Here is a 26,645-nt window from a genome sequence, read left to right as displayed (position 1 = left end):
TATATCTTTCTTCAGGGATTTACGGATAGGGTGGCGGAGGGGCGCTTGGCCCGGTACCACGCCGCATACAGTGCGGGCAGGAAAATCAGCGTCAGCAGGGTTGCAACGGCAAGCCCGCCCATAATTGCCCAGGCCATGGGGCCCCAGAAGACCGAGTGGGTCAGCGGCACCATCGCCAGGATGGCGGCCAGTGCGGTCAGCACGATGGGACGCAGGCGACGCACGGCCGACTCGATGATGGCGGTCCACAGCGGGGTTCCGGCGGCAGTTTCCTGGTCGATCTGCACGACGAGGATCACCGAGTTCCGGATGATCATCCCCGCCAGCGCAATCACCCCCAGCATTGCGACGAAGCCGAACGGAATACGGAACACCGCCATGATCACGCTGACCCCAATCAGGCCGAGCGGCGCGGTCAGCAACACCAGGGCCATCTTCTTCATGTCTTGCAACTGGATCATCAGCAATACCAGCACGATGATGAGCGTGGCAGGCATGACCGCATTCACCGAAGCCTGGGCTTTCTCGCTCGACTCGGTCGCGCCGCCAACCTCGATGCCGTAACCCAGCGGCAGCTCCTTCGCGAGCGCCGCCATCTTCGGTTGCAGCGCATTGGTGACGTCCGGCGCCTGTGCGCCCGAGATGTCGGCGCGCACGGTCAGGGTCGGAATACGGTTGCGCCGCCACAGCTCGCTCTCCTCGCTATCAAGCGCAATCCGGGCCACCTGCGAAACCGGCACGAACTTGCCGTCACGCACATAGATCTTTGCGTCCTTCAGGTTATTCAGGTCCGTGCGTTCCGGTGCCACGAGCCGTGCGACGACGTCGATGCCCTGGTCTTCTTCGCGGTACTGCGTGATGGGCGTTCCGGACAGCGATGCCTCGAGCGCCTGCTTGATCTGGTAGGAGCTGATACCCAGCGCGCGCGCCTTGTCCTGGTCGACGTCGACCCGCACGCGCTTGATACGCTCGCCCCAGTCCTGGTTCACGCCCCGCACATGGGGGTTTCCGCGCATGATGGCGGCCACGCGTTCTGCGATTTCGCGCACCTTGGCGTTGTCGTTGCCGTAGACGCGGAACTGCACCGGATAACCGACCGGTGGGCCGTTTTCCAGGCGGTTGACGCGGCCGCGCACGTTCGGGAAGCGTTCCTCGAACAGCGTGTGGATTTTGGCCAGCACACGCTCGCGCGCTTCGCCGCCTTTGGTCATCACCAGCATCTCGCCGAGGTTCAGGTTAGGCGTCTGCACGTCCAGGGGCAGGTAGAAGCGCGGGGCGCCGTTGCCGACGAAGCTGGTCACCGCCTCGATGTCGGGATCACCCTTGAGCAGGGTTTCAAGCTCCCGCACCTCGCGCTGGCTTGCCTCGAAGGTCGATGCCTTTGGCATCCAGAGGTTCACCATCAGCTCCGCCCGGTCGGATGCGGGGAAGAACTGCTGCGGCACGGCCTTGAACAGAACGAGCGAGGCGGCGAAGAGAGCGAACGTGATGACGATTACCCACTTCCGGTGAACCAGGCAGAGGTCGACAAAGTGCCGGAATTTCAGGTAGAAGCCGCGCTGGTAGACCGCATCCTCGTCGTGCGATGCATGCGCGTTTTCCTTCAGCAGCTTGAAGCCAATGTACGGAGTAAACAACACAGCCACGATCCAGGAGAGGATGAGAGAGATACCCACCACCTGGAACAGGGAGTACACGTATTCGCCGGTACCCGACTTGGCGAAACCCACTGGCAAGAAGCCGGCGGCAGTGATCAGCGTGCCGGTCAGCATCGGAAACGCCGTAGCCGTATAGGCATAGGTCGCGGCCCGGGCCTTATCCCAGCCTTGTTCGAGTTTCAGGGCCATCATCTCCACGGCGATGATGGCGTCGTCAACCAGCAAGCCCAGCGAGATGATCAGCGCGCCCAGCGAGATTCGCTGCAGCTCGATGCCGAGCAGGTACATCACCAGGAAGGTCATCGCCAGGACCAACGGGATGCACAACGCGACGACCAGTCCGGTGCGCATACCTAACGAGAAGAAGCTGACAGCAAGCACAATGAGTACCGCCTCCGCCAGGCTCTTCTTGAACTCGAATACCGAGTGTTCGACGACGTGCGGCTGGTCACTGACGGCATGAATCTGCACGCCGACGGGCAAGTCTGCCTGAATGCGGCGAACCGTTTCGTTCAGCTGCTCGCCGAGGTGGATCACGTCACCGCCCTTGCGCATGCTCACTGCCAGGCCGAGCGCTTCGTTGCCGTTGAAGCGCATTCTGGAGGCGGCGGGTTCGACAAAGCCGCGGCGGACCTCGGCGATATCGCCGAGGCGGAAAGTGCGGTCTCCGGCGCGAATGCCGATCGCCCGGATGTTTTCGATCGAGTCGAATTCGCCGCTCACCGTCAGCCGAACCTGTTCATTCGTGCTCTGCACGGTTCCGGCCGCCGCAACGGCATTGGTCTGCGCCAGGGTCGACGCGATCAGGGCCGGATCCAGGCCCAGCGAGGCGAGCTTGGCGGTGGAGACTTCCACGTAGATCTTTTCGTCCTGCTTGCCCACGAGGTCCACTTTGTTGACGTCCGCCACACGGAGAAACTCGTTACGGGCGGCGTCGGCGAAGCGGCGCAAATCGGCGTAGTCAAAGCCGTCGCCGGTGATCGCATAGAGATTACCGAAGGTGTCGCCGAACTCGTCGTTGAAGAACGGCCCCTGCGTGCCCTGAGGCAGGGTGTGCCGGACGTCGCTCATCTTTTTGCGAACCTGGTACCACACGTCCGGTACCGCTTGCGGCGGTACGCTTTCACGAAGGTTGACCTTGATCTGGGTTTCGCCCGGCTTCACGTAGGTGGAGGTGTAATCGATCTCGGCCACTTCCTGCAGCCTTTTCTCCAGCTTGTCGGTCACCTGGTCGGCCATCTGCTGCGCGGAGCTTCCGGGCCAGTAGGCCTGCACCACCATGGTCTTGATGGTGAAGTCAGGGTCTTCCTTCTGGCCCAGGCTGCCGTAGGCCAGCACGCCGGCTACCGACAGCAACAGCAACAGGAAGGCGATCATCTGCTGGTGCTTCAACGCCCATTCGGACAGGTTGACGCCTTTCATTTGGCACCTCCCGCCACGGTGACGGCGGCCGCATTGACCAGCTTCACGCGCTGGCCGGGTTGCAGCATGTGCACGCCGGCGCTGACAACGATCTCGCCGTCGGCCAGGCCGCTGGTGATGAGCACGGTGTCGTTCTGCGCACTGCCCAGTTTCACTTCGCGCAGTGCGACCTGGGAAGTCTTGGCGTCCACCACCCACACCCGGCGCCCGCCTTCGCGGTCGACGATGGCCGTCAGCGGCAGGCGGATCGCTGCTTTGCCGTCGACGTCGGGAGCGAAGACAGTCGCAGTCATTCCCAGCCTGAGCAGGGCTGGGTCGGGCTGCTGGATCGAAATGCGGGCCGAATAGGTGCGCGTGACGCTGTCCGTGTCCGGCGCCAGTTCCCTCAGCGTGCCGGCCCAGGACTTGTCCGGATGCGCCCAGACGGCAACCTGCAGCGACTTTGCCTGGCGCAACTCGTCGATCCGCGATTCGGGAATGCTGATGGTCACTTCGCGTTCGCCGTCAGCCGCCACTGTGACGATCTGTTGGCCCGCCCCGACCACCTGGCCGGCTTCCGCGCTGATCGCGCTGACCACGCCGTCGCGGTCGGCCACCAGCGTGGTGTATCCACGCAGGTTGGCGTTCACCTGCTGCCTCGCGGACGCCGAGCGCAACTGCGCTTCAGCCTGCGACAGCGCCAGGCGCTGTTGATCGAGCTCCGCTTGTGACGCGAAATTTCGTGCCAACAGTTGTTCGATGCGTTGCACGTCGATACGCGCTTGTGCGACGCGGCTTTTTGCGGCATCGGTTTCGGCGCCCGCTGCGGCAACCTGCAGCGTTTCCTGTGTCGGGTCGAGCTGCAGCAGCAGCTGGCCGGCCTTGACGTGGCTGCCGACCTCGACGAGACGGGCAACGATCTTCCCACCGGTGCGGAAGCCGAGCCGGCTTTCGTAGCGAGCGCGAATCTCGCCTGAATAGCTTGAGCCGACAGTCCCTGGCGTGTGGCCGGCAACAACGGTCCGCACCGGACGCGCATCGTCATGCCCAGGCTCGTGAGCGGGAGCGCACGCGGTGAGCAGATACGCCGAGATGATAGTCAGGCCTATCGGTCCATAGTTAATTTTCAATTTCAGTTCTCCAATCAAATTCTTCAGACACCAACTCTTTGGCAATCAGGCAGCTAACGCGACTCAGCTGCGATTTCGTTACGCCGAGTTGTGCCTTGCCTGGCACTCCGGCATCTGCGGGACCGGCCGATCCGGGCTAATTTCCGACTTACGAATCTGGAATATACTTCATATTGACTGATTTGTCATCATGACAGTTAAGTTATTATTAAGAAATGAAACTTTGAATACGACTCACCCCGGCGGGCCCATGAGCCTGGAAGATTCGCGTGTAGCCCGTAAAGAAGCCCAGGAAGCGCTCAAGGAGCCGAGAAAGCCCAGGAGTCCTGGCGTAGAGGTGATCGGGCTGCGAACCCCGCAGATCGATCACCGAGATGGATAAATCATTTTCAAGAGACAGAATGCAAGATTCACCAGACAACAACCCCAATCCGCCTTTGATCGCGGATCACCGCTCACGGGTCGCCGCCCAACGGCGAGAGCGCATGCGCTCTCGATTGCTGCGCAGCGCCATGCGCCTTGTGTCGGAAAAGGAGCCTGCGTCCATCTCTATTGAAGACGTTATCTCGGCAGCGCAGGTATCCCGCGGAACGTTCTATAAGTACTTCCCGTCCTCAGACGCGCTTGTCCGTGAGCTGGCGACGGAAATCGCCAATGAATTGATCCGTATTGCCGAGCCGATCGTGCGCAGCCATGAGGACTCGGCAGAACAGGTGGCACGGGGGATCCGGCTGGGAGCGCGGCTGGCCATTCACTACCCGGCCTTTGCGGGATTCCTTCTCCGGCTCGGCTGGCCAAGTGAGAACGGGCCCAATATGCTGGAGTTCGTCCGCCGGGATATCGAGCAAGGATTCCAGCAAGGGCGATTCAAGCGCATGCCGATGGCACTGGCGCTCAACATCGTTGCCGGCGCTGTGCTGGGTGCAATACACGGAACGATGGAATCCGGCCGCAAGGAGGATTTTTCCGGGCAAGCCGCAGCCGTTGCGTTGTGCGCGCTGGGTGTGGATGCCGCGGCCGCCGAGGTCATCTCCGCCACTCCGCTGGACGCTGACGAGAGTCAGTTCGTAAGTTTGCTTGCCAAAACGCTCATCGATGTGCGCCCCTAGCGCTTCACGGCGAAATCCGCTTCCTGCCAAGCTTGCGCGTCATGCGCCAAGCCGCCGGGCGCCACGTCACCCGGTGGCGGCAGTCTGCGCCTCAAGCCGCGCCTGCGCTTGTGCGAACAAGGACTCCGGTGGAGCATTCAACCTGGGTAAAGCTGTCGCCGTCAAGCGCACAGCCTCGGCAGTGCTGACGCCGAGCGAACGCAAGATGGCCTGGACCATTCTTTCAGGGTAATCCTTGGCTATCCGGCCGTTGGCGATGCGATGGATCGCGGCCAGCCCGGCGCCTCTGACAAGGTCCATTGCAATATCGATCGGCATCTCGTCGAAGCACCCTCTCTTCTGCCCCTCCTTGAGATCCGGAGGCAAGAACTCGTAGACGGAGCTTTTCTCTCCCCCCAGCTGCAGCCCGGCACTGGCAAGAAAACGGGCAACGACGCGATAGGAACGCGCGAGGTGCAGGTAGGAGCGGATGGCAGTCGCGACCCGTAAAGCCGGATCCTCGATCCCGCCAACCACGGACTCGATCAGCTGCACCATCTCATTGCTGAGTTCCTCGCCGACTGCTGCCAGCAGCTCTTCATTGGTGGAAAAGTAGTTGTAGAACGAGCCCTGCGAGACCTCGGCTGCCGCAACGACCTCCGGAATGACGCTGGCGCCGACCCCCTTTTGCGAGAACACGATGATTGCGCTTTCGAGCAATCGTTTGCGCATGCGGACGCGGCGTTCGGCGGCAACCCGGGTGCGATGGTCTGTGGAAGCAACAGCAGCGGGCATCTTGAGTCTTCAGCTAAGGGAAAAAAACATGATATCAGCCCAAATCCCGGCCCTGCCCATGAAATCTGTACGGCGATGGCTGGGTCGCTGTTGTATAGACATCAGCGCCATACACACTGTCACACGCCTGTCGTGATCAGACACATACGATCAGCCCTTTAACTCCGGAAACACCCATGACCGTATCGACCCGCCAGGCCGTAAAACAAGGTAGCCTGCTCGCCCTTATTTGCAGCAGCGTACTACTCACCGCTTGCTCCTCCTCAGGCACAACATCACAAGCAGGCCTGCCCACCCTTGACGGCAAGGCGCCACTGGTCATCGCCCACCGCGGCGCTTCCGGTTATGTGCCGGAAGAAACGATGGAAGCCTATGTGCGGGCGATCGAACTCGGCGCCGACGTGATCGAGATGGACCTGGTCGTGACCAGGGACGGCGTGCTGATCACCCGCCACGACCCCAACCTGGCCATCAGCACCGACGTGGCCAAACATCCGGAGTTCGCTTCACGCAAGAAGACCATCCAGGTCGACGGCGAAACGCAGACCGGCTGGTTCAGCAACGACTTCACACTGGCCGAGATTCGCACCCTGGGGGCGATCTCGACCGACGCCGAGCGCCCGCAGCAGTTCAATGGCCAGTACAAAATCCCCACCCTCCAGGAAGTGGTGGACATGGCCAAAGCCCAGTCCGCGAAAACCGGCCGCACGATTGCGATCTACCCGGAAACCAAGAACCCGACCTACTTCCGCGAACTCGGCCTGCCGATGGAAGACAAGCTGATTGCCATCATCAACGCCGCCGGATGGAACAGCAAGACCGCGCCCATCTATGTGCAGTCGTTTGAACCCGGCAGCCTGAAGTACATGAAGAGCAAGGGCCTCAATACGAAACTGATCCAGCTCGTCGACGGCGACGGCATTGACCCGAAAACCGGCCGCGTGACCTTTGCCGTGCCGAGCGACCGCCCTTACGACTGGACCAAGGCCGGCGACAAGCGTTTCTTCAGCGCCATGGTCACACCAGCGGGCCTGGCCGAGATCAAGACCTACGCCGATGGCATCGGCCCCTGGAAGCGCTACATCATCAGCACCAAGGGCACCTTCGGCGCCGACGGCAAGCAGGTCGACATCAACCGCGACGGCAAGCTCAACGACGCGGACTCCACCTCGCAGCCAGCCACCAGCTTCGTCGCCGATGCGCACAAAGCAGGCCTGTTCGTTCATCCCTTCACCTTCCGTAACGAGTCGCGCCGCCTGGCCAGCGACTACCAGGGCGATGCCAAGGCCGAGTACCTGGCCTTTTACCGCACAGGCGTTGACGGCGTGTTCACCGACTTCACCGACACCGCCATCGCCGCCCGGACGCAGTATCTGAAAGAAGCCGGCCGCTGAGCAAGCCGTGGCGGGTATCACTCGCCAGACCTCAATGCTATGAAATTAATAGCCGCTTGCGCTCATGTTTAATGGGCCAGGCAGCTTTTTCATTTACAGAGAAGGCCATGAAGGCTCTGCTCCCACAATGCGCGGCATACTCCAGCCTTAGGGTCGGCGACACAGCCCGGGTGCATGGCCCAGCTTTTCTCAAAATGAAACATCGGGCCCATGAAGATACGGCTTCAGGGGAGACTCAGCGACGGTGACTGGCTTATAGTGACCTACGCACGGAACCTCATCCCCACTCACTTCAAGCGCAAGCCAACACACCATGAAAACCAAAGCCGCCGTTGCCTGGAAATCAGGCCAGCCCCTGACCATTGAAACCGTGGACCTGCAAGGCCCGAAGTTCGGAGAGGTGCTCGTCGAGATCAAGGCCACCGGCATCTGCCATACCGATTACTACACGCTCTCGGGCGCCGACCCGGAAGGCATCTTCCCAGCCATCCTCGGCCACGAAGGCGCGGGCATTGTGGTTGACGTCGGCCCCGGCGTGACAACGCTCAAAAAAGGCGACCATGTCATCCCGCTCTACACGCCCGAGTGCCGGCAATGCAAGTTCTGTCTTTCGCGAAAAACCAACCTGTGCCAGCTGATTCGCGGCACGCAGGGCAAGGGCCTGATGCCCGACGCCACAAGCCGCTTCAGCCTGGACGGCAAACCCATCTTTCACTACATGGGCACCAGCACCTTCAGCAACTACACCGTCGCCCCTGAAATTTCGCTGGCCAAAATCCGCGAAGACGCTCCCTTTGACAAGGTCTGCTACATCGGCTGCGGTGTGACCACCGGCATTGGCGCGGTGCTCTTTACCGCCAAGGTCGAGGCTGGCGCCAACGTCGTGGTGTTCGGCCTGGGCGGCATTGGCCTCAATGTGATTCAGGGCGCGAAGATGGTGGGTGCCGACAAGATCATCGGTGTGGACATTAACCCCGCGCGGCAGGAGATGGCCCGCAAATTCGGCATGACGCACTTCATCAACCCCAAGGATACGGAGAACGTCGTCGACGCCATCGTTCAGCTGACCGACGGCGGCGCGGATTACAGCTTTGAATGCATAGGCAACACCAAGGTGATGCGCCAGGCGCTGGAATGCACGCACAAGGGCTGGGGCCGCAGCATCATCATCGGCGTGGCCGAGGCCGGCGCCGAGATCAGCACCCGGCCCTTCCAGCTGGTGACCGGCCGCAAATGGGAAGGATCGGCCTTCGGCGGCGCGCGCGGCCGTACTGATGTGCCCAAAATCGTCGACTGGTACATGGAGGGCAAGATCAATATCGACGACCTGATCACGCACACTATGCCGCTGGAGGACATCAACAAAGGTTTTGATTTGATGAAGTCCGGTGAGTCCATCCGCGGTGTGGTCCTGTACTAAGCGACATGACAACACCCCTCGAACTCCTCAGCGAACACGGCTGCTTCGGCGGCGTACAACGCTTCTACCAGCACGACTCGCGCGAGGTCGGCCTGCCGATGAAGTTTTCGGTCTTCCTGCCGCCGCAAGCCATGGCTGGGGAGAAGGTGCCGGCGTTGATCTACCTGGCGGGCCTGACCTGTAACGAAGAAACTTTCATGATCAAAGCCGGTGCGCAGCGCGTAGCCGCCGAGCTGGGCCTGGCGCTGATCGCGCCTGACACCAGCCCGCGCGGCGCAAAGATTCCGGGCGAGACCGACAGCTGGGATTTCGGCCGCGGCGCGGGCTTCTATCTTGATGCGACACAGGCGCCGTGGTCACAGCACTACCGCATGGAAAGCTACATCACGGCAGAGCTGCTGCCACTGCTGACGAGCGCCTTGCCGCTGGACGCCAGTCGCATCGGCATCTTCGGCCACTCGATGGGCGGCCATGGCGCGTTGACGCTGGCACTCCGGCATCCGGATCTCTTTCAATCAGTCTCGGCGTTTGCACCTATCTGCACGCCCAGCCAGTGTCCCTGGGGCCGCAAGGCGTTTACCGGCTACCTCGGTAGCGATGAGTCGCAGTGGGTCGAACATGACGCCACCGCCATCATGAATCTCATGCCCGCAGCGCCCTACCCTGGCGGCATACGCATAGACCAGGGGCTGGACGACAAATTCCTTGCCGAGCAGTTGTACCCCGAGCTGTTTGAAGCCGCCTGCGTCAAAGCGGGCCAGCCACTGGCGCTGCATCGCCATGCGGGCTATGACCACGGCTACTATTTCATCGCGACCTTTATGGCCGAACACCTGCGGCACCATGCGCGGCAGCTGGGTTTGACCACCGCCACTTGAGGCGCGCATAAGCCCGCCCTAAGGTGGGGCAAATACAATGCAGCGCTATGCCGCTGCAACCGCCATCCGGGTCCAGACCCCCTTCCTCTCCTGACCAACACCGTCGAGGCATGCGGCCGCTGTGGCTGGTGGTCATTGCAAGCCTCTGGATCGCGACCGTGTGCAATGTGGCCTTGTGGCGCGAGCTGGCCCGCCTGCCGGGCCTTACCGGGGGCCAGGCGGTGGTAATAAGCATCGCCTTGGCGCTGGTGATTGCGCTGGCGACCATCGCGCTGCTCAGCGTGCTGGCCTGGCGCTGGACACTCAAGCCCGCCATCACTGTCTTTCTGCTGTCGGCCGCTTTCGGTGCCTATTTCATGGTGACTTATGGCGTGGTCATCGACAAGACCATGATGATCAACACGCTGCAGACTGATGTGCGCGAAACACGTGACCTGCTGAACTGGCGACTGCTGGCCACGGTGATGGTGCTGGCGGTCCTGCCGATGATCTTTTTGTGGCGGCAGAAGGTCAGACGTGCAGGCGCAGTGCGACAGATGCTCACCAATGCAGCCACGCTGACCGGAGCGTGCGTGCTGCTGGTGTTAGTGGTGTTCCTGTTTTTCCAGAGCATTGCCTCCGTCATGCGCAACTACACGCATGTGCGTTATCTCATCAACCCACTCAATTCCTATTACGCGCTAGGCGCCATCGCGGCCAAGCCCTTTCAGCGCGACGAATCCACTCTGTTGCCGTTGGGTGAAGACGCAAAACTCGGTGCCAATTACACAGCCCAAACCAAGCCACCGCTGCTGTTGCTGGTGCTGGGTGAAACAGCGCGCAGCGCCAACTTTTCACTCAACGGCTACAGCCGGCCCACCAACCCGCTGCTGGCCCAGGAAAGCGTGGTGAGCCTGCGCAATGCATGGTCGTGCGGCACCAGCACGGCAGCCTCCGTGCCTTGCATGTTCTCCAACTTCGGGCGTGAAGCCTATGACTCACGCCCGGCCAACTACGAAGGCATGCTGGACGTGCTGCAGCGCGCGGGCCTGGCCGTGCTATGGATAGACAACCAGTCAGGCTGCAAGGGCGTGTGCGACCGCGTGCCCAACGTGAACACCATACAGCTCAAAGTACCGGGCCTGTGCGACAGCGGCGAATGTTTTGACGAAGTCATGCTGCACGGCATTGACGAACGCATTGCCGCGCTGCCGGCCGAGCGCCGCGCCAAGGGCGTGGTGGTCGTGATGCACCAGATGGGTGGCCACGGCCCGGCGTATTACAAGCGCTCGCCCCAAGCCGTCAAAAAATTCCTGCCCGAGTGCACCGACAACGCGCTGCAAAGCTGCAGCCGCGAAGGCCTGCTCAATGCCTATGACAACAGCATCGTCTACACCGACAAATTGCTGGCGTCTTCCATCCAGTGGCTCAAGGCACAAGAGGCGCGCAGCGCGCCTGCCCTGCTCTACCTCGCCGACCACGGAGAGTCGCTGGGTGAGAACAACCTCTACCTGCACGGCATGCCCTACGGCATTGCGCCTGAAGTGCAAAAGCGCGTGCCGTGGATCACCTGGCTCTCACCCGCATTCGAGCAGCGCAACAAGCTGACGACGGCATGCCTGAAGGAGCAACTGGACGCCATGGTGAGCCACGACAATTACTTCCACTCGGTGCTCGGCCTGATGAATGTGCAGACCAGCGTCTACAAGCCTGCGCTCGACATCTACGCCCACTGCGCCAAGCCCTGAGTCCGCGCTCAGCGTCCGCGAAGCATCCGGATGCGCCGTAGGGCCTTTGTCGCCCTGCATGCACCAATGTGACGGCAGATTTAATATTCACTTTTCATCTCAATAACAATTCTCTTATGCAGGGGTTGAATATGAATATTCGCAAGGCTGCCGCCTCCACCATCGCTTCCACACTTCTTTTGACGCTCGCACTCAGCGCCAGCGCAGCCGACCTGCTCGACACCGTCAAACAGCGCGGCACCCTCAAAGTTGCACTTGAAGGCACCTACCCGCCCTTCAACTACAAGGAAGGCGGCCAGCTCGCCGGCTTTGAAGTGGAACTGGCCAATGCCCTGGCGCAGAAGCTGGGCGTCAAAGCCGAGTTCTCCACGAGCGAGTGGAGTGCCATCCTGGCAGGCCTGCAGGCCGGCAAGTACGACGTGGTGATCAACCAGGTCGGCATCACCGACAAGCGCAAGGAGACCTTTGACTTCTCCGAGCCCTACACCATCTCTGCACCGCAACTGATCATCCGCAAGGATGAAAAGCGCGAGTTCAAGACGTTGGCCGACCTCAAGGGCAAAAAGCTCGGCCTGGGCCAGGGCACCAACTACGCCGACATCGCCAAAAAAGTCGGCGGCATTGACGTGAAGACCTATCCCGGCGCGCAAGAGTATTTGCAAGACCTGGCTTTGGGCCGCATTGACGCCGCGCTCAACGACAGCCTGCTGATTCCCTACATCGTCAAACAAACCAAGCTGCCGCTCAAGCCCGGTGCGCCCGTGGGCGACCTTGAAAAATCCGGCATTCCCTTCGTCAAGAACAACCCGAAGTTCAAGGCCGCCATCGACAAGGCGCTGGCCGACCTGCAGGCCGACGGCAGCTTCGCGAAGATATCCACCAAGTGGTTTGACCGCGACGTGAGCAAGCCGCCTGTCGCCGTGAAATAACCGAAGTAACATTCGATCAGCCGCGCGCCGCTTTCCGGCAGGCGCCCTGAAGCAACCCCGGCTCACTGCCGGGGTTTTTATTTGTGGAGACTCCCATGGATTTGTCTGGCTTGACCCAGTTGCTGCGCGATGCCCTGCCACTGATGCTCAAAGGCGCGGCGTGGACGCTGCTGCTGGCGGTGGCATCTGTATTCTTCGGTGCCATCATCGGTACCATCGTGGCTGTGACGCGACTGGCGAAGGTGCCTGGGCTTTCGCAGTTTGCAACGCTGTACGTCAGCTGCATGCGCGGCACGCCGCTGCTGGTGCAGCTCTTCGTCATTTACTTCGGCCTGCCTAGCATCGGCATCCAGTTCGACCCGATCAGCGCGGGCATCCTGGGCCTGAGCCTGAACGTGGGAGCCTACCTGTCGGAAACCATTCGCGGCGCGATCAACGGTGTGGAACACGGGCAGTGGAACGCCGCCCGCAGCCTGGGCCTCACACAAGCGCAAACACTGCGCTATGTGATCGGCCCGCAGGCCCTGCGTCTGGCGGTGCCCAGTCTCTCCAACAGCCTGATCAGCCTGATCAAGGACACCTCGCTGGTGTCGGTGATTGCCGTGGGCGAGCTGATGCTGGCGACCAAGGAAGTGATTGCCACGACCTTCCAGCCCTTTCCGCTGTACCTGGCGGCGGCGGGCATTTACTGGGCCATGAGCGCCTCGTTTGAAACGCTGCAGAAAAAGCTTGAAGTGAGGCTGAACCGCAGTTATCTGCGTTAGGGCCGGCTCTCGGTTGCCCGATCAGTTATCGCTGATCAAACCGCTTTGCAGCGCTTGCTCGGTATTCGCAAAAATCGCCATCGCGGTCAGCATGCGCCGAAAGCCAAGCTTGCGGTAAAACGGTTCCTTGCCGGCCACCGCGTAGAGGATGATTTTTTTGTGACCGCTGGAAAGCCGCACCAGCGCCGCGACCATGTCCTTGCCCATGCCGGAGCCCTGCCGGTCCGGCGCTACCGCGATGTCGCAGATATAAGAGCAATCCTTGCCGTCCGCCACCGCACGGCCGGCGGCAATCAGCTTGCCGGCGTCGTACACAAAACACTTGAACATGCTGTTGATGAATACGACCTGCAGGTCGGCCGGCTTCTTGTCGCCCAGTGGGGCCATCCGGTAAAGGTTCGACAGTTCTTCCCAGTCTGCGGCGACCATGCCTTCCGATGAATATTTCCACTCGAGTGCCAAGGTGAGCTCCTTTGATTGTCAAACGGCGTGAGGTGCGACGCACAGGCTTCCGGGACTATAGCCCCCGCGCTGAATTGACAGCGGGCCCTCTTAAAACAGCCTACCCTGCCCCTCGGACCCCGCAGCCGCTGGCGGCCGGAACCGGCTCAAATCCAGCTCAATGCGCTGGCGGTTAAAGCCAATCCGGTTGCAGGCTTTCTCAAAACGCTGCTTGATGAGTTCGGCCCACAGGCCGTGGCCTTTCATGCGCGTGGCGAAGTCGCTGTCGTAGTCCTTGCCGCCACGCATTTCGTGGATGCGCGCCATGATGCGCGCGGCGCGCTGCGGGTAGTGCAGCTCCAGCCACTCCTTGAAGATGGGTGCCACTTCCCAGGGCAGACGGATCACGGTATAGAACGCGCTGCGCGCACCGGCCTCCCAGGCGGCCTCCAGCACATGCTCCATGTCGTCGTTCACAAATGGGATTTGCGGCGCCACACTGACGCCGACGGGAACGCCGTGCTCTGCCAGCGTGCGGATGGTGCGCAGGCGCCGGTGCGGTGCGGCCGCGCGCGGCTCCAGCTTGCGCGCGAGTTCGCCGTCGAGCGTGGTGATGGTCACGTAGGCGGCGGCCAGCTTGTCAGCAGCCAGCGGCGCCAGCAGGTCCAGGTCGCGCTCCACGCCGCTGGATTTGGTGATCAAAGAGAACGGGTGCCGCACTTCCTGCATCACCTCGATGATGCTGCGCGTCAGTCGCAGCTCGCGCTCGGCGGGCTGGTAGCAGTCTGTGGCCGAGCCGATGTTAAGCAGCTTGGGAACATAGCTGCGTTTGCGCAGGTCGGCGCGCAGCACCTCGGCAATATTGCGCTTGGCGATGATCTTCGTTTCAAAGTCCAGCCCCGGCGAAAGATTGAGGTAGCTGTGTGTGGGCCGCGCATAACAGTACACACAGCCATGCTCACAGCCCCGGTAGGGATTGATGCTGTAGTCAAAAAAGATATCGGGCGAATCGTTGCCGACAATGGCGCTGCGCGCTTCTTCCATCGTGACCGTGGTTTCGATCCGGGGCGCCTCGCCCGCCGCGCCTTCTTCCAGCGTACCCCAGCCGTCGTCCCATGCGTTGCGCACGTCTTTTTCAAACCGGTGCGGCATGCGCGTGGCAGTGCCTCGGCCCTTGATGGCGTGTAGCGGGATGATGGCGTCGGACATGGATTAATAAGATTTGGTGGGGGCAAGCGCAGTGCCCGGCATGGTCGCAGAAAGATACTGTATATAAATACAGTATATTCAAACAAAAACCCTTTAGCAAATGTCTGCAACAGGGCCCGCAATAATGGGTTTAAAGCAGGAGACGTCCCATGGCACACGTACTGGTAAAACTCACCGGCGCGCCGCTGGCCGCCGTTAAACAGCAGCTGGAAAAGGACGCGGACGAACATGCGAAGCAAGGCATGTATCTGGAGCACCTCTGGCAAAACGCGGAAGACGCGGCCGAGGTGTTTTTCCTGTTTCAGGTAAAAGACCTGGCGCATTGCCGGCAGCGCATGAAGCAGACGCATGCAAAAGCCCGAGAAGAAAACCCCGATGCACCGCTACCGGCCCTGACGTTTCTGGAGGATGCCTGAGGACTCATCCAATGCAGTCATTGATACGCCCCCTTTTTCATTTTTCCGTCCCTCTTCTCCCTTTCCGTTTCACCATGATCCAGCGTCCCGAAAACCTTTATGCCCGCTACCACGCCCATGTGTACTTCGGGCCCGGCACCGTTGAGCAGGCACGCGCCCTGTGCGAAAAGGCCGGTGCGCTTTTCGGGATTGCCGTGGGGCGGGTGCATGAACGAGAGGTGGGACCGCACCCGCGCTGGAGTTGCCAGCTGGCATTTGACCGCGCGGCGTTTGACAGCGTCATTCCCTGGCTCGAAGAACACCGCGACGGACTGGATGTGTTTGTGCACGGGCTCACCGGCGACGACCTGGCCGACCACACCACGCATGCTTCATGGCTGGGTGAGCCTGCGGCATTGAAGCTGGAGATGTTCAGGCAGTGAGCCTGGCTCCGGTTGAATGCTATTAATTCAATAGCTAGTTGCGCTTGTCCAGAAAGGCGAAGAGCTGCTTTTTAACGCAAATAAAAGCGACTCAACCAGCGCGGCCGCAAAGGAATCGGCCGCGATTCCACCGACTGATACAGCACCCAGCCCGCCAGCAGCGACAGCAGGAAGGCCAGCAGCAGGCCCAGCACATTTGCCGCAAGCTGCGTGGGCCAGAAATGGCTCACGATGGCATTGACCAGCAGGCACACCGGAAAGTGGATGAGGAACACAGAGTAGGACATCTGGCCCAGCTGCACCAGCCGGCGCTGCTGCAGCCATCGCACCGGCCAGGACTGTGGCTGCAGCACCGCCAGCCCGACCAGGCCGAAGGCGGTGACCAGTGCCACCACCAGGCGCCCCCTGAAATCCAGCGCCAGGGCGAGCCCGCCCATCACCGCCAGGGTCACGAGCCAGAAGCTGCGCCGCGCGCCAAGGCGGTTTGAGGCCCAGAAGGCCAGCATGCCCAGGGCATAGGAGCCGCAAAAATAGAGGGCGGTGATATCAAAGGCCGGCAGGCGGTTGAAAAACAGCAGCGAAGCCAAGGCAACCAACAGGATGAGGCTCACGCCGAGTGGGGCCGAAACCGAAGTAGTGTGCGTTGCGTCGCCGTTGTGTGGCTGAAACTGGAACCGCCGGGCAAAGGCAAAGATGAGAACCGCCATGGCGTAGAGCTGGAAGTCGATGGCCACGTACCAGACACCGGCAGAAAGCGCGTCCTGCCCGAGCAGATCCTGCAGCAACAGGACATGGGCGAGCAGCTGGTGCACCGTGGGAGCATCCGGCACCGAATGATGTGCGAACCAGGGCCTGACCAACGCGGCCACGAGCATGCTCACGGCCAGCGCCACCAGATAGGGTTTGACGAGTCGCCAGTAGCGGCGAAAAATCAGGGTGCCAGGTGCACCGAACACGGCCACACCCTGTGGCGCCAGCGAGGCCGCCGCCAGAAAACCGCTCACGACCAGGAACACCTGCACGGCCATGCGGGCGTAGTCGTAAAGCCAGTCCATCAAGGCCGGTGCAAACGGGTGCACCACATCCGACATCGGGCCGTAAAAAGCCAGGTGATGCAAAACAATGAGGACGCAGGCCAGCCCTTTGAGGGCATCCATGCCGGGAAAGCGTCGGGTCGCGGTGGTCAAGGCGGGTATTTCAGGCGCAGCGCTGCTCAAAGGTGGCGATGGCGCTTAAGCGCAGACCCGTTTGCGTGCCTGCTCGTACTCGCGCCTGAGCTGGTCCACAAAGGCCGCGGCGCTTTGGACCTTGCTGACAGAGCCAATGCCCTGGCCGCAACCCCAGATGTCTTTCCACGCTTTGGACTTGCTGCCTTCGCCGCCGCCGAAGTTCATGGTCTTGACGTCGCCTTCGGGCAGGTTCTCAGGGTCCATGCCAGCAGCGCGAATCGACGGCGCGAGGTAGTTGCCGTGCACGCCGGTAAAAAGGCTGCTGTAGACGATGTCGTCGGAATTTCCGTCAACGATGGCCTGCTTGTAGGCGTCGGCCGCGCGCGCTTCGTCCGTCGCGATGAACGCCGAACCGATATAGGCAAAGTCGGCGCCCATGGCCTGCGCGGCCAGCACCGCGCCGCCAGTGGAGATGGCGCCCGACAGCGCCAGAGGGCCGTCAAACCACTGGCGGATTTCCTGGATCAGCGCGAACGGGCTCTTCACACCCGCGTGGCCGCCAGCGCCGGCTGCCACGGCCACCAGGCCGTCGGCGCCCTTTTCAATGGCCTTGCGGGCGAACTTGTTGTTGATGATGTCGTGCAGCACCACGCCGCCGTAGCTGTGGGCGGCAGCGTTGATGTCTTCGCGTGCACCCAGGCTGGTGATGTAGATGGGCACCTTGTACTTCACGCACATTTCCATGTCGTGCTCCAGGCGGTCGTTGGACTTGTGCACGATCTGGTTGATGGCAAAAGGCGCCGCCGGCTTGTCAGGGTTGGCCTTGTTGTGGGCTGCCAGTGCCTCGCTGATCTCGGCCAGCCACTCATCAAGCTGCGACGCGGGCCGAGCGTTGAGCGCGGGCATGGCGCCCACCACGCCGGCTTTGCACTGCGCGATGACCAGCTTGGGATTGCTGATGATGAAGAGCGGTGAACCGATGATGGGCAAAGGCAGCTTGTTCAATGCGCCGGGCAGTCTGGACATGGTGGCTCCGTTGTTATTCTGAATTCAAGAAAAAACATGCTGCAGCCCTTTACTGACGGGCGCTAACAGCTATCAAATAAATAGCAGTGTGTACGGGGGTCAGAACGCGTCCAGCGCCAGCGCCGTGACGCTGTCTGCACCATCGACAATGCTGTCGCGCACGCCGGGCACCTTGGTCAGCAGGTGGTCAGCATAAAAACGTGCGGTGGTGATCTTGGCCTGCATGAAGGCGACGTCGATGCCTTGGGCGATTTGTTCTTGCGCCACCAGCAGCGAACGCGCCATCTGCCAGCCGGCCACCACATTGCCCGCGAGCATGAGGTAAGGCACGCTGCCGGCAAACACGGCGTTGGGGCTGGCTTTGGTGTTGCCGGCCACGAAATCAACCACGTCGATGAAGGCCAGGCGCGCCGCCTTCAGGCGCTTGGCCACGGCTACTGCGTCAGCACTGCCCTGCTTGAGCAGCTCGCCTTCGGTTTTTTCGATCTGCGCGGCAATCGCCTTGGCCGTCTGGCCGCCATCACGCGAAGTCTTGCGGCCAATCAGGTCGTTGGCCTGGATGGCGGTCGTGCCTTCGTAGATGGTCAGAATCTTGGCGTCGCGGTAGTACTGGGCGGCGCCGGTTTCTTCAATAAAGCCCATGCCGCCATGCACCTGCACACCCAGCGACGTCACTTCCAGGCTCATCTCGGTGCTGTAGCCCTTGACCAGTGGCACCATGAATTCGTAAAACGCCTGGTTCTGCTTGCGCACATCCGCATCGGGGTGGTGATGCGTTGCGTCATACGCCGCAGCAGCGACAGAAGCCATGGCGCGGCAGCCTTCGATGTAGGCTCGCATGGTCATCAGCATGCGCTTCACGTCCGGGTGGTGAATGATGGGCGCGCTGGCCTTGATGGAGCCGTCAACCGGTCGGCTTTGCACGCGGTCTTTGGAAAATTCCACGGCTTTCTGGTAGGCGCGTTCGGCAATCGCGATGCCTTGCATGCCCACGGCGTAGCGCGCCGAGTTCATCATGATGAACATGTACTCGAGGCCGCGGTTTTCTTCACCGACGATGTAGCCTACGGCACCGCCATGGTCGCCGTACTGCAGCACGGCAGTGGGCGACGCCTTGATGCCCATCTTGTGCTCGATGCTCACGCAGTGCACGTCGTTGCGTGCACCGAGTGCGCCGTCTTTGCCGACCATGAACTTGGGCACGACAAAGAGGCTAATGCCCTTGACGCCTTCGGGCGCGCCGGTCACGCGGGCGAGCACCAGATGCACGATGTTCTCGGCCATGTCGTGCTCACCATAGGTGATGAAGATCTTGGTGCCGAAAACCTTGTACGTGCCGTCGGGCTGCGGCTCGGCACGGCTGCGCACCATGGCGAGGTCCGAACCAGCTTGCGGCTCGGTCAGGTTCATGGTGCCAGTCCACTGGCCGCTCACCAGCTTTTCAAGATAGACCGCCTTGAGGTCGTCGGAGCCGGCCGTGAGCAGGGCTTCAATGGCGCCGTCGCTGAGCAGCGGGCACAGCGCAAAACTCATGTTGGCGGAATTGAGCATTTCACCGCACGCTGCGCCTATGGTTTTGGGCAAACCCTGGCCGCCAAAATCAGCCGGGTGCTGCAGCCCTTGCCAGCCGCCTTCGACGTATTGGCGGAAGGCCTCCTTGAAGCCAGGCGTGGTGGTGACTTCGCCGGATTGAAAGCTCGACGGATTGATGTCACCGTCACGGTTGAGCGGAGCCAGCACGCCCTCGTTGAACTTGGCGCATTCTTCGAGCACCGCTTGCGCGGTGTCGAAGCCGGCTTCTTCAAAGCCGGGGATTTGCGCGATCTGTTCGATGTTGGCCAGATGTTTGATGTCAAACAGCATGTCCTTGAGGGGGGCCTTGTATGTCATGTTTTTGTCTCCGGAAAGTTGTCTTATGCCCGGCGAAGGCAGGGTAAAAATCGGTGCGCCGCCATGGCCTGTCGGCTTGGGATACCCCAGGCGAAATCGGGGTCTCAATTGCCAGGTGAACTCTTGAATCTAGGGCGAAAAATCACGAACTGGAGGTTCCACCAGTTTTTCGGATTTCCGCACGACATAACCGTTGTCCATCAAGGCATTGAGCCAGCCCGCCGCCATCAGGTCCACATGACCCGAATCCGGGGCCGAGGCGTAAAACGCATCCTGAAACTCCAGCATGGGCACGAGCTTCTTGCTGTACAGCGTCACGCGGTAACGGGTAGAACCCCTGCGGGCTTCATGGCCCTGGGAGGTGACGGTAGAGCCCATCGGAACAAACAGCAGCGTGTTGTAACCCTGGCCGGACCATTCGCCCAGCACGCCCCTGATATTGGAACGCTGGCCGAACGTGCCTGCGTACTTTGCGGGAACTCCGTTGAGCTGCATGAAGTCTGCGGCGTGCCCAACACTTTGGTTCATCAGGCGGTTGTCGAGTACACCCGAGAGCCTGTAGCCTTTGACCAGGTCCGGGTTTTGGTTGGCCCACTCGGGGGTCACAAAAACCAGGGCCAAAGACGTCACAGGCTCCTTGATGTCCGACTTGACGCTGACCTGTTCGACTTTGCGGTCAAGCCCCGCGCACGCAGCGAGGAGCAAACCCGCCAGCATCAAGGCCATGCATGCGCCTCGCCTCATGCCGGATTGGCCGGGTTGCTGCTTGGCTTTCATGTCGCGCTGGCCTGAAACCGTATTACAGGGCTGCGACCAACTCGGGTACGGCAGTGAACAGGTCGGCCTCGAGACCGTAGTCAGCGACGCTAAAGATAGGCGCTTCCGGATCCTTGTTGATCGCCACGATGACCTTGCTGTCTTTCATGCCGGCCAGATGCTGGATCGCACCGGAAATACCGGCGGCGATGTAGAGCTGCGGCGCGACAATCTTGCCGGTCTGGCCCACTTGCCAGTCATTGGGGGCATAGCCCGCGTCAACCGCTGCGCGCGATGCGCCCAGGGCAGCACCCAGCTTGTCGGCCAGCGGCGTCAGCACTTCGTTGAATTTCTCGCTGGAGCCCATCGCGCGGCCACCGGAGACGATGATCTTGGCAGCCGTCAGCTCAGGGCGGTCGCTCTTGGCGATCTCGGAGCCCAGGAAGGTCGACTTGCCGCTGTCGGCAACGCCCGCGGGCGTTTCGATGGTTGCGGAGCCGCCCGTGGCGGCCGCGGCGTCAAAGCCGGTGGTGCGCACAGTGATGACTTTGGTCGCGTCCAGGCTTTGCACGATGGCGATCGCGTTACCGGCGTAGATGGGGCGCTCGAAGGTGTCGGCAGCATCGACCTTGGTGATGTCGGAGATCTGGCCGACGTCCAGCGTTGCGGCCACGCGGGGGGCGATGTTTTTGCCCGAAGCGGTGGCGGGAAACAGGATGTGCGAATAGGCGGAAGCGATGGCCAGCACCTGGGCGGCCATGTTTTCAGCCAGGCCGTGGGCGAAATGCTCGCCTTCGACGTGGATGACTTTGGCCACGCCGGCAATGGCGGCGGCGGCTTTGGCGGCGGCTTCGGCGCCCTTGCCGGCCACCAGCACGTGCACGTCGCCACCGCACTGGGCGGCAGCCGTCACGGTGTTAAGGGTCGCTGGCTTGATGGAATTGTTGTCGTGTTCTGCGATTACAAGTGCGGTCATTTCAATCAACTCCTTAGATGACTTTGGCTTCGTTCTTGAGCTTGTCCACCAGGGCGGCCACGTCGGCCACCTTGATGCCTGCGCTGCGCTTGGGCGGCTCGCTGACCTTCAGGGTCTTGATGCGCGGCTTGACGTCCACGCCGAGCTCTTCGGGCTTGAGGTTGTCGAGCTGCTTTTTCTTGGCCTTCATGATGTTGGGCAAGGTGACGTAGCGCGGTTCGTTCAGACGCAGGTCGGTCGTGATGATCGCCGGCAGCGTGAGCGAGAGGGTTTCCAGGCCGCCGTCGACTTCGCGCGTGACCTTGGCGGTGCCGCCTTCGACTTCGACCTTGGAAGCAAAAGTGGCTTGTGGCCAGCCCAGCAACGCAGCCAGCATCTGGCCGGTCTGGTTGCAGTCGTCGTCAATGGCCTGCTTGCCGAGGATGACGAGTTGCGGTTGCTCTTTTTCGACCAGCGCCTTGAGCAGCTTGGCGACGGCCAGCGGCTGCAGTTCTTCGGCGGTTTCGACCAGGATGGCGCGGTCGGCACCGATGGCCATGGCGGTGCGCAGGGTTTCCTGGCACTGCAGCACGCCGCAGCTCACGGCGATGACTTCGGTTACGACACCCTTTTCCTTCAGTCGCGTCGCTTCTTCAACGGCGATCTCGTCAAACGGGTTCATGCTCATCTTGACGTTGGCGATGTCGACACCAGTGCCATCGGATTTGACGCGGACTTTGACGTTGTAGTCCACAACGCGTTTGACGGGAACCAAGACCTTCATGAGAGGACTCCAGAGTTGATGGATTGAGTACGAATTGAAATCGAAATGAAATCGGGACTGAATTGACGTTAACGTAAACGTAAGCTTTGCATTCTATGCTGCGGCGCCCCTGATGCGGGCTGCTCAACTGGTCGCCGGAGGGTATCCAGGGGAACCAGGCAGAAAAAGAACGATCGTTCTATTTTTCATTATAGAGCGCCGGATACAGCGAATTAGAGCATCCTGCCCAACCACTGTCCTTCAGGTGTCTTTCAGGCGTCAATTGCCGATGCAGCGAACGGAGGTCGGGCAGGGAAAAAGCGCGCCGCAGGCCGTTTGTGGGCCGCTCAGGAAGGCTTGGCACCGGTAGCGCCCTTCTCGCCCTCCACGTTTTTTGCATTCTCCGAAATGCTCACGCGGGTATGCACCACACGCTGCGGGTACGGAATTTCGATGCCGTGCGAGCGCAGCGACTCCAGGACGGCGAGGTTGACACGCGAGCGCAGGTTCTGCTGGCCGTTTTCGGGATCAACCATCCAGTAGTTGAGCGTGAACTCGAGCCCGTCGACGCCAAAGTGGGTCAGATTGACGCTGGGACCAGGGTCGCGCAGCACACGGTCCTGCTTGAGCGCGGCTTCGCTGAGCAGGCCCATCACCAGCTCGACGTCGCTGTCATAGCCCACCGACACCACGGTGGACTGCAGCACCTGCGTATCGCTGAGCGAGAGGTTTTCAACGCGGCTGCTGATGAACATCTCGTTGGGCACGATGGATTCGCGCCCGGACGGTGCACGCACCACGGTGTAGCGCGCATTGATATCGGTGATGCGCCCTTCAAAGGTGTCCACCCGCACGTTGTCACCGATGCGCACACTGCGCTCGGCCAGCATGACAAAGCCGCTCACGTAGTTGGCCGCCAGCTTCTGCAGGCCAAAGCCCACACCCACGCCTACCGCGCCGCCCAGCACCGACAACGCCCTGAGGTCAATGCCCACCGACGACAGCGCCAGCATCAGGCCGACAAACATCAGCATGGCACGCACCGCATTGCTGACAGCCTTGCGCAGGGAGAGCTCGTTGCCGGTGGCTGAACGCAGCAGGCGCGCCTCAATGGCCGAAGATATCCACAAGGTGATCAGCAGCACCACACCGGCTGTCACCGCACCTTCAAGCATGGTGCGCACCGACAGCGTCGAGTTGCCGACCTTCCACTTGATGTCGTCGAGCTCGTCAAGTATCACAGGCAAGAAGCCGCTGACCCACAGCACCATGGCGATCCAGGCCAGCCAGGAAATGGTGCGCTCCAGGGCCCGCACGAGCGGCGCGTCCTTGAAGGCCACCTGCAGCACCTTGACCCCCAGGCGGATCACCGCCAGCGACAGCAGCACAGGAATGGCTACCTTGAATACCGCCAACGGAAAGGTCCTCGCCAAAAGGACCTGCACCGCATTGGCAAAGAAAAGCAGCAGCAGCGGAAACAGCACGCCGTCAATCGCGCGCCGCCCGAAAAGGATGGAAGTCCCATCGACCGCCATACGTGCGCGGCCCGCCATGCGCACCACCAGCCAGGCCAGCAACGCGCAGGAAATCAGCGCGGCCAGCTCCGTGAGGGCGGTAGGCTGGGCCAGTGCCGCAAACCAGTCATCCAGCGCATCAATGCGGACGGGAGGAGCGGGACGGGTCGTCAGGGCGCCGGCGCTGGCCATTGGGGTTTCCTTTTTTCGATGAAGGCTTGCACGCCTTCCTGTGCCACGGCATGGACCATGTTGCAGGCCATGGACTGGCCCGCCAGCTGGTAGGCGGCCTCGATGCCGGTTTCACGTTGCTGGTAGAACAGCGCCTTGCCCATGGCGAGTGCTTCGCGCGGTTTGGGCAGGAGCGACTGCAAGAGTTTTTCGACTTCGCCCTCGAGGGATTCCGGTGATGCGACACGGTTCACCAGCCCGCGCGCACACGCTTCGTCCGCGGTGATGAATTCACCCGTGAGCAGCATCTCCATGGCTTGCTTGGCCGGAATGTTGCGCACCAGCGGCACGCTGGGCGTGGCGCAAAACAGGCCCACATCGATGCCATTCACGCCAAAAGTCGCATTGCTGGAGGCCACCGCCAGGTCGCATTGCGCCACCAGCTGGCACCCGGCCGCGGTGGCCAGGCCCTGCACCTGCGCGATCACAGGCACCGGCAGCCTCTGGATGCTGAGCATCACGCGCGTGCACTGCGCAAAAAGCTTCTGGTAATAAGCCAGCTCGGGCCGGGCGCGCATGTCTTTCAGGTTGTGGCCGGCACAAAAAGCCTTGCCCTCGGCCGAGATGACCACCGCGCGCGCCGAGCTGTCGGCCGCGATCAAATCCAGTGCAGCCTGCAGTGCAGACAGCACGTCTTCACCGAGCGCGTTAAAAGTAGACGCCCGGTTCAGCACCAGGCGGTGGACACCGCGCGCGTCATGCGTGTGAAGCACGGGAGCCGAAAGCTCAGCAGATACGGCACTCATGAATGCCCTACAAATCGGCCAGGACGCGGATATGCGCTTCCACGCTGCGCGCCAGCGCATTCAGGTTGTAGCCACCCTCCAGCGACGAGACGATACGGCCTTGGGAATGGCGCCTGGCGACGTCCTTCAGGCGCTGGGTGATCCAGGCGTAGTCCTGCTCGACCAGACCCATCTGGCCCAGGTCGTCGTCGCGGTGCGCATCAAAACCCGCGCTGATGAAAATCATCTCGGGCTTGAATTCTTCCAGGCGCGGAATCCATGCCGCTTCGATCAGCTCACGCACGGCCATGCCCTTGGTATAGGCCGGCACGGGCAGGTTGAGCATGTTGCCTGCATGATTTTCGGTGCCGGTATATGGGTAAAACGGGTGCTGGAAAAAGCTGACCATCAGGACACGGTCGTCGCCGCTGAGGATGTCCTCGGTGCCGTTGCCGTGGTGCACGTCGAAGTCGACAATCGCCACGCGCTTGAGGCCGTGGCGCTCCAGCGCATATTTGGCAGCAACGGCGACGCTGTTGAAAACGCAAAATCCCATGGACCGGTTGTGGCAGGCATGGTGGCCCGGCGGGCGCACCGCGCAAAACGCGTTCTCAAGCTCTCCGGACATCACAGCGTCGGTGGCCGCCAGCACGGCGCCGGTCGCGCGCAGGGCGGCGTTCCAGGTGTGCGCATTGAGCGCGGTATCGGGGTCTATCTGGGCATAGGCCGGCCCGCCGGCCCTGATGTCGTCGACCAGACTGTCGCTCAGGCCGCGGATCGCCGCCACCATCATGCGGTCGTGCGCCAGCTCGATGTCGCCCAGCGCTGCCAGGGGGGCCTCGCGCGCGTCCAGGGCGTCCTTGACGCCGGTCGCCAGCAACCAGTCGTCAATGGCGTCGAGCCGCTCGGGACATTCCGGGTGGCCGGGGCCCATCTCATGCTTGCGGCAATCTGCGTGCGTGAAATAACCAGTCGCGTTCATGGGGGAAATAATTTGTAAAAAATTACGGTATGGTTGGCACCATGAAAGTCACAGAAAAACTCCAGGCACTTCTCGATCAGCTTAACACGGTCATCGTCGGAAAACCGGCACAGGTACAGGACTGCGTGGCCTGCCTGCTGGCCGGCGGCCACCTGCTGATTGAAGACGTTCCGGGCGTCGGAAAAACCACGCTGGCCCATGCACTGTCCCGCTCATTCGGGCTGCAGTTTTCGCGGGTGCAGTTCACCGCCGACCTGATGCCCAGCGATTTGTCGGGTGTGTCGATTTACGAGCGCCAGAAGGAAAGTTTTGTGTTTCACCCGGGGCCGGTTTTTGCGCAGGTGCTGCTGGCCGATGAAATCAACCGGGCCAGCCCGAAAACCCAAAGCGCCCTGCTCGAAGCCATGGAGGAAAAGCAGGTCACGGTCGAGGGCGAAACCCGGCCCCTGCCCCTGCCGTTTTTCGTGATCGCCACACAGAATCCGCACGACCAGCTCGGCACCTACGCCCTGCCCGAGTCCCAGCTGGATCGCTTTCACATGCGGATTTCGCTGGGCTACCCTGACCGCGCCGCCGAACGCGAATTGCTGCGGGGCGCCGACCGCCGCGACATGCTCGAAAAACTGCCGGCCCTGCTGGCGCCGCACGACCTGCTGGAGCTGCAGCAGATGGTGGCGCAGGTTCACGCGTCGGAGCCGCTGCTGAACTACCTGCAGGACCTGGTCACGGCGACCCGTTCAGGCCGCTGGTTTCTGCAAGGCCTCAGCCCGCGCGCGGGCATTGCCATCATGCGGGCCGCCAAAGCACAGGCCTTCCTGAGCAAGCGGGACTACGTGGCGCCGGACGACATTGCTGCCGTGCTGCCGCAAACCGCCGCACACCGGCTCATTCCGGTCAGCGACGCCGGCCGCGGCCCTGTGGAGCAGGTGCGGGCCATGCTCGACGCTGTGCCCCTCCCCTGA

At 61.6% G+C, this 26,645-nt stretch carries 24 protein-coding genes; 10 read left to right on the top strand and 14 right to left on the bottom strand.

Annotated elements, in window-relative coordinates:
- Positions 1 to 11: 11 nt before the first annotated feature.
- Entirely contained in the window at positions 12 to 3,080 is a 3,069-nt protein-coding gene (locus AC1D13_RS03375; protein ID WP_477688935.1) for an efflux RND transporter permease subunit, read from the bottom strand.
- Positions 3,077 to 4,189: an efflux RND transporter periplasmic adaptor subunit gene (locus AC1D13_RS03370; RefSeq protein WP_477688934.1), complete on the bottom strand. Its 1,113-nt coding sequence runs from the start codon at positions 4,187 to 4,189 to the stop codon at positions 3,077 to 3,079. Before AC1D13_RS03370 ends, AC1D13_RS03375 begins: the two co-directional genes overlap by 4 nt.
- A gap of 401 nt (positions 4,190 to 4,590) precedes the next feature.
- Here AC1D13_RS03370 and AC1D13_RS03365 point away from each other — a divergent pair, with 401 nt between their 5' ends.
- A complete protein-coding gene (locus AC1D13_RS03365; RefSeq protein WP_477688933.1) occupies positions 4,591 to 5,298 on the top strand; it encodes a TetR/AcrR family transcriptional regulator in 708 nt (235 codons plus the stop codon).
- A gap of 66 nt (positions 5,299 to 5,364) precedes the next feature.
- Here AC1D13_RS03365 and AC1D13_RS03360 read toward each other — a convergent pair whose 3' ends face one another.
- Complete coding sequence (locus AC1D13_RS03360; protein ID WP_477688932.1) at positions 5,365 to 6,072, bottom strand: TetR/AcrR family transcriptional regulator; 708 nt, start codon at positions 6,070 to 6,072, stop codon at positions 5,365 to 5,367.
- 176 nt (positions 6,073 to 6,248) lie between these two features.
- On the opposite strand from AC1D13_RS03360, the gene AC1D13_RS03355 reads away from it, so the two are divergent.
- The 6 genes from AC1D13_RS03355 (at position 6,249) to AC1D13_RS03330 (ending at position 13,184) form a co-directional block, all read left to right on the top strand.
- Positions 6,249 to 7,466 carry a glycerophosphodiester phosphodiesterase gene (locus tag AC1D13_RS03355; RefSeq protein ID WP_477688931.1) on the top strand — a complete coding sequence of 406 codons (1,218 nt, stop codon included), beginning with the start codon at positions 6,249 to 6,251 and terminating at the stop codon, positions 7,464 to 7,466.
- 313 nt (positions 7,467 to 7,779) lie between these two features.
- A complete protein-coding gene (locus tag AC1D13_RS03350) occupies positions 7,780 to 8,886 on the top strand; it encodes an S-(hydroxymethyl)glutathione dehydrogenase/class III alcohol dehydrogenase (RefSeq protein WP_007868626.1) in 1,107 nt (368 codons plus the stop codon).
- A gap of 5 nt (positions 8,887 to 8,891) precedes the next feature.
- Positions 8,892 to 9,764 carry an S-formylglutathione hydrolase gene (gene fghA, locus AC1D13_RS03345; protein WP_477688930.1) on the top strand — a complete coding sequence of 291 codons (873 nt, stop codon included), beginning with the start codon at positions 8,892 to 8,894 and terminating at the stop codon, positions 9,762 to 9,764.
- Between the two features lie 47 nt (positions 9,765 to 9,811).
- Positions 9,812 to 11,491 (top strand): phosphoethanolamine transferase, encoded by a 1,680-nt coding sequence (locus tag AC1D13_RS03340; RefSeq protein WP_477688929.1) that lies wholly within the window; start codon positions 9,812 to 9,814, stop codon positions 11,489 to 11,491.
- A 131-nt stretch (positions 11,492 to 11,622) separates the two neighbouring features.
- Entirely contained in the window at positions 11,623 to 12,420 is a 798-nt protein-coding gene (locus tag AC1D13_RS03335; RefSeq protein ID WP_457278877.1) for a transporter substrate-binding domain-containing protein, read from the top strand.
- A 95-nt stretch (positions 12,421 to 12,515) separates the two neighbouring features.
- On the top strand, positions 12,516 to 13,184 hold the full coding sequence (locus AC1D13_RS03330; RefSeq protein WP_457278878.1) for an amino acid ABC transporter permease: 669 nt from the start codon (positions 12,516 to 12,518) through the stop codon (positions 13,182 to 13,184).
- Between the two features lie 21 nt (positions 13,185 to 13,205).
- On the opposite strand, the gene AC1D13_RS03325 is transcribed toward AC1D13_RS03330, so the two are convergent.
- Both AC1D13_RS03325 and AC1D13_RS03320 read right to left on the bottom strand, forming a co-directional pair.
- On the bottom strand, positions 13,206 to 13,646 hold the full coding sequence (locus AC1D13_RS03325; protein WP_477667096.1) for a GNAT family N-acetyltransferase: 441 nt from the start codon (positions 13,644 to 13,646) through the stop codon (positions 13,206 to 13,208).
- Between the two features lie 90 nt (positions 13,647 to 13,736).
- Positions 13,737 to 14,834 (bottom strand): PA0069 family radical SAM protein, encoded by a 1,098-nt coding sequence (locus AC1D13_RS03320; protein ID WP_477667095.1) that lies wholly within the window; start codon positions 14,832 to 14,834, stop codon positions 13,737 to 13,739.
- Between the two features lie 149 nt (positions 14,835 to 14,983).
- Here AC1D13_RS03320 and AC1D13_RS03315 point away from each other — a divergent pair, with 149 nt between their 5' ends.
- Complete coding sequence (locus AC1D13_RS03315; RefSeq protein WP_457278881.1) at positions 14,984 to 15,250, top strand: hypothetical protein; 267 nt, start codon at positions 14,984 to 14,986, stop codon at positions 15,248 to 15,250.
- 74 nt (positions 15,251 to 15,324) lie between these two features.
- Positions 15,325 to 15,672, top strand: coding sequence for a DOPA 4,5-dioxygenase family protein (locus AC1D13_RS03310; RefSeq protein WP_457278882.1), 348 nt, complete (start codon positions 15,325 to 15,327; stop codon positions 15,670 to 15,672).
- 71 nt (positions 15,673 to 15,743) lie between these two features.
- Here the strand turns inward: AC1D13_RS03310 and AC1D13_RS03305 are convergent, their stop codons facing one another.
- From AC1D13_RS03305 to AC1D13_RS03265, 9 genes are all read right to left on the bottom strand, one after another.
- Positions 15,744 to 16,859 (bottom strand): acyltransferase family protein, encoded by a 1,116-nt coding sequence (locus AC1D13_RS03305; RefSeq protein WP_477688928.1) that lies wholly within the window; start codon positions 16,857 to 16,859, stop codon positions 15,744 to 15,746.
- Positions 16,860 to 16,904: 45 nt separating this feature from the next.
- Positions 16,905 to 17,867 (bottom strand): NAD(P)H-dependent flavin oxidoreductase, encoded by a 963-nt coding sequence (locus tag AC1D13_RS03300; RefSeq protein WP_477688927.1) that lies wholly within the window; start codon positions 17,865 to 17,867, stop codon positions 16,905 to 16,907.
- A gap of 99 nt (positions 17,868 to 17,966) precedes the next feature.
- A complete protein-coding gene (locus AC1D13_RS03295; protein WP_477688926.1) occupies positions 17,967 to 19,757 on the bottom strand; it encodes an acyl-CoA dehydrogenase in 1,791 nt (596 codons plus the stop codon).
- A gap of 129 nt (positions 19,758 to 19,886) precedes the next feature.
- Entirely contained in the window at positions 19,887 to 20,534 is a 648-nt protein-coding gene (locus AC1D13_RS03290; protein WP_457278886.1) for a hypothetical protein, read from the bottom strand.
- A gap of 22 nt (positions 20,535 to 20,556) precedes the next feature.
- A complete protein-coding gene (locus tag AC1D13_RS03285) occupies positions 20,557 to 21,489 on the bottom strand; it encodes an electron transfer flavoprotein subunit alpha/FixB family protein (protein ID WP_457278887.1) in 933 nt (310 codons plus the stop codon).
- 13 nt (positions 21,490 to 21,502) lie between these two features.
- Entirely contained in the window at positions 21,503 to 22,252 is a 750-nt protein-coding gene (locus AC1D13_RS03280) for an electron transfer flavoprotein subunit beta/FixA family protein (RefSeq protein WP_457278888.1), read from the bottom strand.
- A 326-nt stretch (positions 22,253 to 22,578) separates the two neighbouring features.
- Positions 22,579 to 23,937 carry a mechanosensitive ion channel family protein gene (locus AC1D13_RS03275; RefSeq protein ID WP_477688925.1) on the bottom strand — a complete coding sequence of 453 codons (1,359 nt, stop codon included), beginning with the start codon at positions 23,935 to 23,937 and terminating at the stop codon, positions 22,579 to 22,581.
- Positions 23,916 to 24,722, bottom strand: a complete 807-nt coding sequence (locus AC1D13_RS03270; protein ID WP_457278890.1) for an enoyl-CoA hydratase — start codon at positions 24,720 to 24,722, stop codon at positions 23,916 to 23,918. The genes AC1D13_RS03275 and AC1D13_RS03270 overlap by 22 nt, the downstream gene beginning before the upstream one ends.
- 7 nt (positions 24,723 to 24,729) lie before the next feature.
- Entirely contained in the window at positions 24,730 to 25,683 is a 954-nt protein-coding gene (locus AC1D13_RS03265; RefSeq protein WP_457278891.1) for a histone deacetylase family protein, read from the bottom strand.
- 41 nt (positions 25,684 to 25,724) lie between these two features.
- On the opposite strand from AC1D13_RS03265, the gene AC1D13_RS03260 reads away from it, so the two are divergent.
- The gene (locus tag AC1D13_RS03260; protein ID WP_457278892.1) at positions 25,725 to 26,645 is read left to right on the top strand and encodes an AAA family ATPase; all 921 of its coding nucleotides are present in this window, start codon (positions 25,725 to 25,727) and stop codon (positions 26,643 to 26,645) included.

The sequence above is a fragment of the Polaromonas sp. P1_E12 genome, from assembly GCF_056405975.1.
Note: the sequence above shows the minus strand (reverse complement) of the source record. Positions and strands in the feature narration are given on the sequence as shown.

Coding starts and splice junctions, on each gene's coding strand:
- AC1D13_RS03330 (WP_457278878.1), top strand. CDS start 12,516: ATGGATTTGTCTGGCTTGACCCAGTTGCTGCGCGATGCCCTGCCACTG.
- AC1D13_RS03295 (WP_477688926.1), bottom strand. CDS start 19,757: ATGACATACAAGGCCCCCCTCAAGGACATGCTGTTTGACATCAAACAT.
- fghA (WP_477688930.1), top strand. CDS start 8,892: ATGACAACACCCCTCGAACTCCTCAGCGAACACGGCTGCTTCGGCGGC.
- AC1D13_RS03375 (WP_477688935.1), bottom strand. CDS start 3,080: ATGAAAGGCGTCAACCTGTCCGAATGGGCGTTGAAGCACCAGCAGATG.
- AC1D13_RS03260 (WP_457278892.1), top strand. CDS start 25,725: ATGAAAGTCACAGAAAAACTCCAGGCACTTCTCGATCAGCTTAACACG.
- AC1D13_RS03315 (WP_457278881.1), top strand. CDS start 14,984: ATGGCACACGTACTGGTAAAACTCACCGGCGCGCCGCTGGCCGCCGTT.
- AC1D13_RS03275 (WP_477688925.1), bottom strand. CDS start 23,937: ATGGCCAGCGCCGGCGCCCTGACGACCCGTCCCGCTCCTCCCGTCCGC.
- AC1D13_RS03285 (WP_457278887.1), bottom strand. CDS start 21,489: ATGACCGCACTTGTAATCGCAGAACACGACAACAATTCCATCAAGCCA.
- AC1D13_RS03355 (WP_477688931.1), top strand. CDS start 6,249: ATGACCGTATCGACCCGCCAGGCCGTAAAACAAGGTAGCCTGCTCGCC.
- AC1D13_RS03360 (WP_477688932.1), bottom strand. CDS start 6,072: ATGCCCGCTGCTGTTGCTTCCACAGACCATCGCACCCGGGTTGCCGCC.
- AC1D13_RS03280 (WP_457278888.1), bottom strand. CDS start 22,252: ATGAAGGTCTTGGTTCCCGTCAAACGCGTTGTGGACTACAACGTCAAA.
- AC1D13_RS03265 (WP_457278891.1), bottom strand. CDS start 25,683: ATGAACGCGACTGGTTATTTCACGCACGCAGATTGCCGCAAGCATGAG.
- AC1D13_RS03340 (WP_477688929.1), top strand. CDS start 9,812: ATGCCGCTGCAACCGCCATCCGGGTCCAGACCCCCTTCCTCTCCTGAC.
- AC1D13_RS03350 (WP_007868626.1), top strand. CDS start 7,780: ATGAAAACCAAAGCCGCCGTTGCCTGGAAATCAGGCCAGCCCCTGACC.
- AC1D13_RS03320 (WP_477667095.1), bottom strand. CDS start 14,834: ATGTCCGACGCCATCATCCCGCTACACGCCATCAAGGGCCGAGGCACT.
- AC1D13_RS03270 (WP_457278890.1), bottom strand. CDS start 24,722: ATGAGTGCCGTATCTGCTGAGCTTTCGGCTCCCGTGCTTCACACGCAT.
- AC1D13_RS03300 (WP_477688927.1), bottom strand. CDS start 17,867: ATGTCCAGACTGCCCGGCGCATTGAACAAGCTGCCTTTGCCCATCATC.
- AC1D13_RS03290 (WP_457278886.1), bottom strand. CDS start 20,534: ATGAAAGCCAAGCAGCAACCCGGCCAATCCGGCATGAGGCGAGGCGCA.
- AC1D13_RS03365 (WP_477688933.1), top strand. CDS start 4,591: ATGCAAGATTCACCAGACAACAACCCCAATCCGCCTTTGATCGCGGAT.
- AC1D13_RS03335 (WP_457278877.1), top strand. CDS start 11,623: ATGAATATTCGCAAGGCTGCCGCCTCCACCATCGCTTCCACACTTCTT.
- AC1D13_RS03310 (WP_457278882.1), top strand. CDS start 15,325: ATGATCCAGCGTCCCGAAAACCTTTATGCCCGCTACCACGCCCATGTG.